General features: G+C 65.0%; 12 protein-coding genes. 9 read left to right on the forward strand and 3 right to left on the reverse strand.

Features of this window, described 5'->3' with window-relative positions:
• Nucleotides 1-80: 80 nt before the first annotated feature.
• From MTX34_RS08915 to MTX34_RS08935, 5 genes are read left to right on the forward strand one after another with little or no spacing between them, the layout of a single operon-like run.
• Nucleotides 81-902, forward strand: a complete 822-nt coding sequence (locus MTX34_RS08915; protein WP_243609150.1) for an ABC transporter ATP-binding protein — start codon at nt 81-83, stop codon at nt 900-902.
• Entirely contained in the window at nt 892-1614 is a 723-nt protein-coding gene (locus MTX34_RS08920; RefSeq protein WP_243595203.1) for an ABC transporter ATP-binding protein, read from the forward strand. The genes MTX34_RS08915 and MTX34_RS08920 overlap by 11 nt, the downstream gene beginning before the upstream one ends.
• A gap of 26 nt (nt 1615-1640) precedes the next feature.
• The gene (locus MTX34_RS08925; protein WP_243595204.1) at nt 1641-2519 is read left to right on the forward strand and encodes a branched-chain amino acid ABC transporter permease; all 879 of its coding nucleotides are present in this window, start codon (nt 1641-1643) and stop codon (nt 2517-2519) included.
• A gap of 1 nt (nt 2520) precedes the next feature.
• Nucleotides 2521-3564, forward strand: a complete 1044-nt coding sequence (locus tag MTX34_RS08930; protein WP_243609151.1) for a branched-chain amino acid ABC transporter permease — start codon at nt 2521-2523, stop codon at nt 3562-3564.
• Nucleotides 3561-4880, forward strand: coding sequence for an ABC transporter substrate-binding protein (locus MTX34_RS08935; RefSeq protein ID WP_243609152.1), 1320 nt, complete (start codon nt 3561-3563; stop codon nt 4878-4880). Before MTX34_RS08930 ends, MTX34_RS08935 begins: the two co-directional genes overlap by 4 nt.
• Before the next feature lie 137 nt (nt 4881-5017).
• Here MTX34_RS08935 and MTX34_RS08940 read toward each other — a convergent pair whose 3' ends face one another.
• Nucleotides 5018-6361 (reverse strand): acetyl-CoA C-acetyltransferase, encoded by a 1344-nt coding sequence (locus MTX34_RS08940; protein ID WP_121871259.1) that lies wholly within the window; start codon nt 6359-6361, stop codon nt 5018-5020.
• Nucleotides 6362-6444: 83 nt separating this feature from the next.
• Here MTX34_RS08940 and MTX34_RS08945 point away from each other — a divergent pair, with 83 nt between their 5' ends.
• Together MTX34_RS08945 and MTX34_RS08950 are read left to right on the forward strand one after the other, a co-directional pair.
• Complete coding sequence (locus MTX34_RS08945) at nt 6445-7791, forward strand: 3-oxoacyl-ACP reductase (RefSeq protein WP_243609153.1); 1347 nt, start codon at nt 6445-6447, stop codon at nt 7789-7791.
• Entirely contained in the window at nt 7788-8645 is an 858-nt protein-coding gene (locus MTX34_RS08950) for a MaoC/PaaZ C-terminal domain-containing protein (RefSeq protein WP_243609154.1), read from the forward strand. Before MTX34_RS08945 ends, MTX34_RS08950 begins: the two co-directional genes overlap by 4 nt.
• Nucleotides 8646-8722: 77 nt before the next feature.
• Here the strand turns inward: MTX34_RS08950 and MTX34_RS08955 are convergent, their stop codons facing one another.
• Together MTX34_RS08955 and MTX34_RS08960 are read right to left on the reverse strand one after the other, a co-directional pair.
• Complete coding sequence (locus MTX34_RS08955; protein ID WP_032377568.1) at nt 8723-9325, reverse strand: TetR/AcrR family transcriptional regulator; 603 nt, start codon at nt 9323-9325, stop codon at nt 8723-8725.
• Nucleotides 9326-9387: 62 nt separating this feature from the next.
• Entirely contained in the window at nt 9388-10563 is a 1176-nt protein-coding gene (locus MTX34_RS08960; RefSeq protein ID WP_243609155.1) for a glycoside hydrolase family 3 N-terminal domain-containing protein, read from the reverse strand.
• A gap of 151 nt (nt 10564-10714) precedes the next feature.
• Here MTX34_RS08960 and MTX34_RS08965 point away from each other — a divergent pair, with 151 nt between their 5' ends.
• Entirely contained in the window at nt 10715-11182 is a 468-nt protein-coding gene (locus MTX34_RS08965) for a universal stress protein (RefSeq protein ID WP_243595210.1), read from the forward strand.
• A gap of 103 nt (nt 11183-11285) precedes the next feature.
• A complete protein-coding gene (locus MTX34_RS08970; protein ID WP_082073827.1) occupies nt 11286-11456 on the forward strand; it encodes a DUF2613 domain-containing protein in 171 nt (56 codons plus the stop codon).
• The last annotated feature ends 20 nt before the right edge of the window (nt 11457-11476 follow it).

Here is an 11476-nt window from a genome sequence, read left to right on the forward strand (position 1 = left end):
AACATTCTGTGCGCAGCGCCCATATCGCCCGTTGTGCGGGACGCACCATAGTGAACGCAACAGATTGTGAGGTGCATCACTTGAACTCTCTCGACACGATGGATCCGGTTCTCAGCATGACGGACGTCGAGGTGGCGTTCGGCGGTATCGTCGCGCTCTCCGGAGTCAGCATCGACGTGCGACCCGGCGAAGTCCTCGGCGTCATCGGACCCAATGGGGCAGGCAAGACGACGTTGTTCAACGTTGCCTGCGGGCTCGTCCGTCCCCGCTCGGGAACGCTCGGCCGACACGGCGAAACGTTGACCCGCCTACGTCCGCACGACCTGCCCCGCCTCGGTATGAGCCGGACGCTGCAGGGACTCGGACTGTTCGACCGGATGACCGTTCTGGACAACGTCATGGTCGGAGCCGACCGCACGGCTCGTACCGGCATCCTCGCCGGTCTCCTCGGCCTACCGTCGAGTGCCACCGACGATGCGGCGGTACGCGCCACCGCGATGGCCACTCTGCAGCGACTACGAATCGACGACTACGCCCACCGCTTGCCGCCGAGCCTGCCGTATGCGGTGCGCAAACGCGTCGCGCTGGCACGCGCTCTGGTCAGCGAACCGACACTGCTCCTGCTCGACGAACCCGCATCGGGACTGTCCAGTGACGAGATGAGCGAACTCGGTGACGAGATTCGCTCTCTCGCAGCACATTCCACCGAGTCTGAACCGGAGAGGCCGGCGACGTCGGTCATGCTCGTCGAGCACCACATGGACCTCGTCATGAGTGTGTGCGACCGGATCTACGTACTGGACTTCGGCAAGGTCATCGCCCAGGGAACGCCCGATCAGATTCGCGAGGATCCCGCCGTGCTCGCGGCGTATCTCGGAAACGACGTGGCTCATGAAGACTGACGCTGCGCACCTGACCGTCACCGACCTGACCGTTCGATACGGACCCGTCACCGCCCTCGATTCGGTGTCGATGACCGTCACGGCCGGGGCGATCACTGCCGTTCTCGGCGCGAACGGAGCAGGAAAGACGACCTTGCTTCGCACGATCTCGGGACTGCTGAAACCGGTGTCGGGACGGATCGAACTCGCTGGAGCCGACATCGTCGGTGTTGCACCGGATCGCCTGTCTCGCAAAGGACTCGCGCACGTTCCGGAAGGTCGAGGGGTGATAGCCGAACTGACCGTCGACGAGAATCTTCGGCTCGGCGCTCTGGGCCGCAACCGAAGTCACGACGCTGTCAGCCTCGACCGGATCTACGACATGTTTCCGCCCCTGACCGGTCGTCGGGCGTCCTCCGCACACACCCTGTCCGGCGGCGAGCGGCAGATGCTCGTGATCGGTCGAGCACTGATGGCGACCCCGTCGGTTCTTCTGCTCGACGAGCCGTCCCTCGGGCTCGCACCGAAAGTCGCAGCGCAGATATTCGAGACGCTGCGTGCGCTCGTCGACTCCGAATCGATGACCGTCGTGCTTGTCGAACAGAACGCCCGCAGCGCGCTGTCGATCGCCGAACACGCCGTCGTCCTGGATCTGGGCAAGGTCGCGGTCGAAGGTCCCGCCGACTCGTTGGCCGGCGACGACGCCCTCCGACACGCCTATCTCGGGTTCTAGAGCAAGCCGAAAGGACGCCTGCCACAGTGCAACAACTGCTCACCATCCTCATCAACGGCGTGACGACAGGCATGATCTATGCCGCGTTCGCGCTGGCCCTCGTACTCATCTGGCGATCGACACGCATCGTCAACTTCGCCCAGGCCCCGATGGCCATGATCACCACGTACGTGGCACTGGTCGTCATCGACGCCGGCTATTCCTACTGGATCGGATTCGGAGTCGCGCTCCTGTGCGGCCTGCTGCTGGGAGCCTTGACGGAGCGACTCGTCATCCGATTCGTCGACAGCTCGTCGCACATCAACCCGGTCATTCTCACGCTCGGGCTGTTCATCATCATCCATGCGGTGGCCGCCATCGTCTTCGGCAACCAATTCCGTTCCTTCCCAGCACCGTTCGGCCTCACCGGCCAGCGGATCGGCGACGTGAACGTGGCGTTGACCGGGTACGACATCTTCAAGATCGTCGCCGTCCTGGTCGTCCTGGGATTGCTGATCCTGCTCTTTCGATTCACCGACCTGGGATTGAAGATGCGGGCGAGCGCATTCGAGCAGGAAGTCGCCAAACTGCTCGGCGTACGGGTGAGCCGAATGCTCACCCTCGGTTGGGCTCTGGCCGCAGTGGTCGGATCGCTGGCCGGTCTGCTCATTGCGGGCGGCTCACTGGTGCATCCCGGCTACATGGACTCGATCGTCGTATTCGGTTTCGTCGCAGCGGTTCTCGGTGGCCTGGACAGTCCGGCGGGTGCAGTGGTCGGCGGCCTGTTGATGGGCATCGGGCTCAGTTTCGTCAGTGGCTACCTCGGCCAGGATCTGGTTTCCAGCGCGGCCTTGGTGATCCTGATCGTCGTCCTGCTGGTGCGACCGAGCGGGTTGTTCGCCAGCGCAGCGGCCAGGAGGGTGTGACATGAACGCAACTCTCACTCGCCTCGCCGCCACCCCAGTGCGACGCCATTTCCTCTGCGCTGTCATCGGTCTCGTTGTCATCGTGCTGGCGCTCGAGTCGCTGAGCACCTTTCGTCAGAGCCAACTCACCTCGGTCGCCTACCTGGCCATCGCGGCCGGCGGACTGACGGTGCTGACCGGGCTGAGCGGCCAACTCTCGCTCGGGCACGGCGCGTTCATGGCGGTCGGTGCGTACACCGCGGCGCTGATGTTGCGGGCCAATGATTCTGGGTGGTCGGTACCCCTCGTGCTGCTCGCCGCCACCGTGATCTCGGCCGTGGTGGGCGTCGTGGTCGGTGTTGCCGCCGCCCGACTGCACGGGCCGTACCTGGCCGGTGCGACGCTCGCGCTCGCGGTCGCCGTTCCTGGCCTGGCCCTGTACTTCTCGGACTACCTCGGCGGCGAACAGGGACTGGTCGTACCGGCACCGGAAGTGCCGCAGCTGATCGACGACATGATGTTCTTCGTCACCGGAAACGAGCTCAGTGGCACCAAATTCGTCGCCTACGTCAGCTGGATACTGCTCGTCCTCGTGTTCTTCCTGCTGGCGAACGTCTCGTCGAGTCGAATAGGACGTCGCTGGCGGGCCGTTCGAGACGACGAAGTTGCCGCCGAGTTGTCCGGTATCGACCTCGGGCGTGCACGCATCCTCGCATTCGTTGTCAGCGCGGCCTGCGCGGGCGCGGGCGGCGCGGTTCTCGCGATGTCGGCACGAATCGCGGCACCGAGCGGATTCACGCTGACCCTGTCACTGACGCTGCTCTCCGCCGTTGTCATCGGTGGGCTCGGAACCCTCTCCGGGGCCTTGATCGGAGCCCTGCTGCTTACGTACATCCCACCGGTGGTCACCAATCTCGGGCTCGATCTCGGGCTGAGCAGTCTGCAATCCGCCGAACTCGCACCACTGGTGACCGGAATCTTCACCGTCCTCGTCATCCTGTTCGCCCCACTGGGTTTGGTGGGCACGTATCGCAAGTTACGGACAACCAGAAAAGGAATGAAATGAAAAAGTTCGGATCGGTGGCGTTCAGAACGACCGCGCTCGTCGCCGTCGTCTCGTTGGCCGCAGCGTGCGGTGCAGGTGGCCGAGACGAGGCGACGGAATCATCGGAAGGGTCGACGGTCGGCATCACCGACACCTCGGTGAAGATCGGTGCCCACTTCCCGTTGACCGGGGTAGCAGCGCCCGGATACAGCGAAATCCCCACGGGCGCACAGGCCTACTTCGACTACGTCAATGCCGCGGGCGGCATCAACGGCAGGCAGATCGAGTACGTGGTTCGCGACGACTCCTACGATCCGACGACCACCACCCAGGTCGTCAACGAACTCGTCCTGCAGGACGAGGTGTTCGCCGTCGTCGGCGGACTCGGCACGGCGACCCACAGCGCGGTCATCGACTTCCTCAACGAGGAGGGCGTACCCGATCTCTTCGTATCCTCGGGCGCGATCATGTGGGGCAACGATCCCGAGAAGTACCCCAACACCTTCGGCTGGCAGCCCGACTACCAGGTCGAGGGCAAGATCATCGGTGACTGGGTGACGAAGAACCGGCCCGACGCCAAGGTCGGACTGTTCCTCCAGGACGACGACCTCGGTCGCGACAGCGAAGAGGCGGTGCGCCAGTATCTCGACGATCAGATCGTCGAGGTTGTGCGATACACCTCGGGCAACACCGACGTCGCGCCTCAGATCGCGGCCCTGCAAGGTGCCGGAGCAGATCTGATCCTCGGCTTCAACGTTCCCTCGTATACCGCCCTGAGCCAGCTGACAGCCATGCGGCTCAACTACGACCCCGAGTGGTTCTACAGCTCGATCGGTTCCGACGTCGACCTCGTCGGCTCCCTGCTCGGGCGGTTCTCCCAGGGTGCGGTCACCGACGGCGCGCAGTCGCTCGAAGGCATGATCTCACTGGAGTACATCCCCGGCGTCGACTCGCCGGAGAATCCGTGGACCCAACTGTGGCAGAAGGTCTGGGCCGAGAACGGAACCGGTGACCCACTGACCAACTACCGCATCTACGGTCTGAGCCAGGCATACGCATTCGTGCAAGCACTCGAAGCCGCCGGCGAAAACCCCACCCGTGAGGGCATCGTCGCAGCCATTCGGGACGGCGGAATGGACTTCGAGGGACCGCAGTTGGCCCCGTTCCGATACTCGGAAGAAAGCCACCTCGGAATCTCCGGAGCCAGTGTCTTCCAGATCCGCGAAGGCGTACCCGAGTACCTGACTCCGGTGCTGCAGACCGACATCGGTGATTCGGCCGTCGAGGAGTACACCGGCGAGGAATCGACGCCACCGGAAAGCGGCATACCGGGCTGATCGCACACAAAAAAGGGGCACGCATAGGTATGCGTGCCCCTTTTTCACGTGGTGGTCGGCAGATCCGGAAACCCCTCGATTACCGGATCCGCCGACCCCTCTGTCCCCCGGATCGTGAGCAGCCGAAGCTGCAGTGGTCAGCGCTCGATGATGGCGGTGACGCCCTGGCCACCGGCCGCGCAGATCGAGATCAGGCCACGGCCCGAGCCCTTCTCGGCCAGCATCTTCGCCAGCGAGGCCACGATGCGGCCGCCGGTGGCGGCGAACGGGTGACCGGCGGCGAGCGAGGAGCCGTTGACGTTGAGCTTGCTGCGATCGATGGAACCGAGCGCCGCGTCGAGTCCCAGACGCTCCTTGCAGTACTCGTCACTCTCGAAGGCCTGCAGAGTTGCGAGCACCACGGAGGCGAACGCCTCGTGGATCTCGTAGTAGTCGAAGTCCTGCAACGTCAGGCCGTTGCGAGCGAGCAGACGCGGAATCGCGTAGGTCGGAGCCATCAGCAGACCGTCCTTGAACGAGCCGTTGCCGTGCACGTAATCGACTGCCGCGGTCTCGGAATCGACCAGATGTGCCAGCACCGGCAGGTTGCGCTCGGCAGCCCACTCGTCGCTCGACAACAGAGCGGCCGACGCACCGTCGGTGAGCGGCGTCGAGTTACCGGCCGTCATGGTGGCGTCGCCCAGCTTGGTTCCGAAGACCGGCTTGAGCGTCGCGAGCTTCTCGACGGTCGATCCCGGACGCAGGTTGTCGTCGCGAGTCAGGCCGAGGAACGGCGTCACCAGGTCGTCGAAGAAACCGCGATCGTAGGCCGCAGCCATGTTCTTGTGGCTCGCTGCGGCCAGTTCGTCCTGGTCCTCGCGGCGAACGCCGAATTCCTTGGCGGTGATGGCGGCGTGGTCACCCATCGACAGGCCGGTGCGCGGCTCGCCGTTGCGCGGGATCTCGATGCCGAGCATCCCGGGGCGGACGTTTCCAAGGAGCTTGATGCGGTCGGTGGTGCTCTTCGCCCTGTTCAGCGACAGCAGGAACTCGCGCAGTTCGTCGTTGACGCCGATCGGGGCGTCGGACGTGGTGTCGACACCGCCACCGATACCGGCATCGATACGGCCCGAGGCGATGGCGTCGCCGACGGCGATGATCGACTGAAGACCGGTGCCGCAGGCCTGCTGGATGTCGAAGGCCGGGGTGTACGGGCTCAACGCGCTACCGAGTACGACCTCGCGGGTGAGGTTGAAATCGCGTGAATGCTTGAGCACGGCACCGGCGGCGACGAGGCCCAGGCGCTCGCCCTGCAGACCGAATCGCGAGACCAGCCCGTCGATGGTCGCGGTGAGCATGTCCTGGTTGGACGCCAGCGCGTACTTCTTGTCGGAGCGCGCGAAAGGAATGCGGTTGCCACCGACGATTGCGACCGGTCGTAGCTGCTTGCTTGTCACTGACGTCTCCAAACATCGTCGAAAAAGGCCCTGGTGGAGTTTCATCTTACTGGCGAGTAAGTTGGTTGTCGACACCCGGTCGTGCGCCTCGCTCCTCGAGCGAGCAGCGCTGAATGAAAGGTACGACAGTGGCAGCCTCCAAGGGAGCCCCAGATCTCTACTCAACGTTCCTCGCGTCCGCGCCGGGAGCCTTCATCGCCAAGCAGGCCGGCCTGCCGCAGCCCGAGAAGCTGCGCCGCTACAAGGCAGGCGAGCCGCCGCTGGCCGGACCGGTTCTGATCGGCGGCAACGGCCGCCTCGTCGAGCCGCTGCGTGAGCTGCTCTCGGACTACCCGCAGTCGCAGCCGCACGACGACAAGCACGGCGGACTGGTGTTCGACGCCACCGGCATCGGCAACGTCGCCGAGCTCGAGCAGCTGTTCAAGTTCTTCCAGCCGGTCATCCGCAACCTGGCACCGTCCGCTCGCGTCGTCGTCATCGGCACCACTCCCGAAGAGACCTCGAGCGTCGACGAGCACATCGCCCAGCGCGCCCTCGAAGGCTTCACCCGCAGCGTCGGCAAAGAGGTCAAGCGCGGTGCCACGGCGCAGCTCGTCTACATCTCCCCCAACGCCTCGACCGGTCTCTCCGGTCTCGAGTCCACCCTCCGCTTCCTGCTCTCGGCCAAGTCCGCATTCGTCGACGGCCAGGTCATCGCCGTCGGTGACGCCGATTCGCAGGCACCCGCATCCTGGGACAAGCCGCTCGCAGGCAAGGTCGCCGTCGTCACCGGAGCCGCCCGCGGTATCGGTGCCACCATCGCCGAGGTCCTCGCCCGCGACGGAGCCACCGTCATCGCGGCCGACATTCCTGCTGCCGGAGAAGCACTCTCGCAGACGGCCAACAAGGTCGGCGGCACCTCGCTGGCCCTCGACGTCACCTCGCCCGACGCCGGAGAGGTACTGAGCAAGCACCTGCTGGAGCGTCACGGCGGCGCCGACATCATCGTGCACAACGCAGGCATCACCCGCGACAAGACCCTCGCCAACATGGACGACGCCCGCTGGAACTCGGTCATCGGCGTCAACCTTGCTGCCCCGCAGCGCATCACCGACGAGCTCGTCGCATCCGGCGCACTCAAGGAGGGCGGCCGCGTCGTCGACGTCTCCTCCATCGCCGGTATCGCAGGCAACCGCGGCCAGACCAACTACGGCACGTCCAAGGCCGGCGTCATCGGCTTGGTCCACGCGTCCGCACCGGTGCTGGCGAAGAAGAACATCACCATCAACGCCGTCGCCCCCGGCTTCATCGAGACCGCGATGACCGCGGCGATCCCGTTCGCCACCCGCGAGGCCGGACGACGCATGAGCTCGCTGCTGCAGGGCGGCGAGACCGTCGACGTCGCGGAGTTGGTCTCCTACTTCGCTTCTCCCGCATCCAACGCCGTCACCGGCCAGGTCGTACGCGTGTGCGGCCAGAGCCTGCTCGGCGCATGAGCGTCGTCCAGCTCCGGGAGCAGCCCAAGACCTCCGAGATCTACAGATCGGCTGCGCTCGGCGCGTTGCCCTTCCTCGGATCCACGTCGTCCACGGTGCCCAACACCGTGTACGAACTCGAGGGTCTGCGAGTGGACCCCGACAACCTCGCCGGGTACTGCCGCGCGACAGGGTTGCGATTCGGCGATCAGCTCCCGGTGACCTACCCCTTCACCCTCGTCTTCCCGACGGTGATGAAACTGATGGTGTCCAAGGGCTTTCCGTTCGCGGCCATCGGCTCGGTGCACGCCGAGAACGTCATCGAGCAGTTCCGTGGCATCTCGGCCTCCGAGCCGCTGGACGTACGAGTGCATGCGGAGAACCTGCGCGAGCACCGCAAGGGCTTGCTGGTCGACCTGATCAGTGAGGTCAAGGTGGGACGCGAACTGGTCTGGAAGCAGACCTCGAGCTTCCTGAGCCTGCAGAAGACCTCACTGTCCGGTGGACCCCGTGAAACACCGCCCGCCGACGAGGTGCCGCCGCCCCCGACCCGCACCCTGCGCGTCGACCAGCGGATCATCAGCCGGTATGCGGCCATCTCCGGAGACCGCAACCCGATCCACGTATCCTCGCTCGGCGCAAAGGCATTCGGATTCCCGAAGACCATCGCGCACGGCATGTGGAGCGCAGCAGCCGTCCTGCAGACCGTCGAGGGTCGAATCCCGGAGGCCGTGAACTACAGCATCCGCTTCGGTAAGCCGATCATCCTGCCCGCGACGGTGAACGCCTACGCCGACGCCGTCGGTACCGGGTGGGACCTGTCGCTGAAGAACCCGAAGAAGGGCTACCCGCATCTGACGGGAACCCTGCGCTGATTGGCTCGAACTCGAAGTTATGGACGGATTTCCTCGGATTTCCTCGGATTTTCGTCCATAACTTCGAGTTCGGCAGCTCAGGTGGCGGCGGTCTTCTTACCGGCCAGGCCGCGCCATGCCAGGTTCTCCAGCAGGTCCGCTGCTGCGTCGACCTCTATCTCACCGCCTGCCACTCTGTCGGCGACGGCCTCGCCGGCCCCGACCAACGCGACGGCCATCAGCCCGAAGTTCTGCGACTGCTCCGGATCCCTCGTACTCATCGCGAGCAAGCCGGCCGTCAGCTCGATCAGCCGATCACGACTGCTCTGCACCTGTGAGGCGAACGCCTGCTGACCGATCGCCTGACGGTAGAGCACCATCCACGACTTCCGGTTCTCGCCGACGAAGCCGAGGAAGCCGATCAGTGCTTTGCGCAATTGCTCGCGCGGCGTCAGGGTCGGATCTGCAGCGGGTGTCAGGGCTTCGACGAACTTGACGCCCTCGCGGTGGATGCACGCGGCGAACAACTCGTCCTTCGACCCGTAGTACAGGTAGAGCATCGGTTTGGAGATGGCCGCCTTCTTGGCGATCGAATCCATCGACGTCTCATGAAACCCGTTGTCGGAGAACACATCCACTGCCGCGTCGAGCATCTGCTGCTCGCGGACGGCGCGGGGCAGTCTCTTGGTGCCGCCAGCCATGGACCCTCCAATACGTACGAAGTACTAGACGTTACTCCACAGTAAGGTCCAGTACCGCGCAATCAGGCCCCGCACGCCCCCTTGAACCGGGCAACCGTCGCTGCAGCCTCGTCCACCTGACCCGCCGGGAGGCGTCCCGTCGCCACCGCGTCCTCGAGGTTGTCCAACACCGCGGGCACCTGATCGGTGGTGAGCCACAGCGCCACGTCGGCTCCCGCGACAAGGGCCGCCTCGACCGCGTCGACGATCCCGAGTCGAGCCGTGATCGCCGCCATGCCGCTGAGGTCGTCGGTGAAGATCGGGCCGTCGAACGGCGCGGCACCGTATCCGACGCCGTCGCGCAGCAACGCCATCGCTGCCGGGCTGATACTCGCGGGCACTCCTGGCTCGGTCAGCCCCGGCACGTCGAGGTGCCCCACCATGACGCCGACTCCGGGGCTGTTCAGCGCTGCGAACGGCAGGAGATCCTTGGCCTTCAACTCGTCGAGCGAAGGAGTCGTCACCGCGCCGGTGTGCGAATCGCCCGAACCCGAACCGTGTCCGGGGAAGTGCTTGATGACAGGCTTGACGCCCGCGTCTTCCAGACCCCGCGCGTAGGCCCCCGCATAATCGATGACGCCCTGCGGATCGTCGGAGAACGACCGATCGCCGATGACGGAATCAGCAGGCTGAGCGCTCACGTCGACCACCGGGGCGTAGTCGACGGTGACCCCGAGGTCCTTCAGACCCCGACCGCGCGTCAACGCCTGCTGATACGCCTCGTCCACCGACACCGTCTGCGCCAGCACGCGCGCCGAGGGTGCCTCTCCCAGCAGATCCGCAACCCGCGAGACCCGCCCGCCCTCCTCGTCGATCGTGACCATCGGTGCCACCACGGAGGCGTCGAGCACCTGCGGTACCTCCCGGTTGCCGAGCATCGATTCGTCGGTCCAACTGCCGACGAAGATGCCGCCGACCTGTTCGGTGGACATGATCTGCACCGCATCCGCAGTGCCGGTGACTCCCACGGTGAGGAGCTGAGCCAATCGCTGGCGCTCCGACAATCCATCGACGAACGCAACGCAGTCGTCGACGGGCGGTACCGGTTGCGGGACCGTCGTGTCGATCGGGGTGGTCGTCGACGCAGAGGCCGCAGCCTGCGTCGACGCGACCTGCGTGGACTCACTCGAGCAGGAGACCAACAGGCCGACCCCGACCGTCATGACCGCAGCGGACCGAACAGAAAACCGAAGTCGCATGATTCGACGGTAGCCGAGATCGTCGGTGTCGCTGCCACCCCTCCGGTTGGGATCAATGTGGCTTTCTTGCACTCCTAGCGACTGGAAGCCACATTGATCCAGACCGGGGGCGCTAATCTGGACGAACGCGACATGAGGAGGAGTTCGAACCATGACCGCAGACCTCATACTCATTGCCTACGACGGCTCCGACAACGCCAAACGCGCCATCGACTATGCCGGACGATTTCTCACCACCTCACGAGCGATCGTCGTCACCGCGTGGGAGCCGATGGTCCGTCAGGCCGCTCGAATGTCCGGCCTCTCCGGGGTCATGCAGCCCGAATGGGTGCCCGACGACGAGGCCGAGGATGTCGCGCTCACCGATGCGAAAGTGACCAACAGTGAGGGCGTCGCCCTGGCCGAGGCCGCAGGCCTGAAGGTGGAAGGACAGTGCACCGAATGCACCACCGCCATCTGGAGCGCGATAGTGGAGAAGGCCGACGAGATGGACGTCGACATCATCGTCACCGGTACCCGAGGTGCCACCGGACTACGTGCGTTGCTGCAGAGCTCGGTGGCCGAGCACGTTCTACGACACAGTCATCGACCCGTCCTGATCGTTCCCCCCGGCAAGTAACGCGTCCAGCGGCCTGATGGGCGGATGCGAGTGATACCGTGATGCCCGCGTGGGGGTCCACCTCACCCGCTTCTTTCCTGAGCCGACTGACTGGAGAACCGAGATGAAGTTCGCTGTCCCGGGTGTCATTGCCGCCGTCGTCGGAGCCGTGTTGGGTGCGGGCGTCGTGTTCGGAGTCACCGCAGCCGCAGCCGACAATTCTCGTCCGGATATCGATCGCTCCGGAAACGCCGACTCGTCCTTGCTGAACCAGGTTGAGTACGGCAGCCGCTGACGCTGGTCGCTTTCGTGAAT

The organism is Rhodococcus sp. ARC_M5 (genome assembly GCF_022810405.1).
GTDB classification, from domain to species: Bacteria; Actinomycetota; Actinomycetes; order Mycobacteriales; family Mycobacteriaceae; genus Rhodococcoides; species Rhodococcoides navarretei.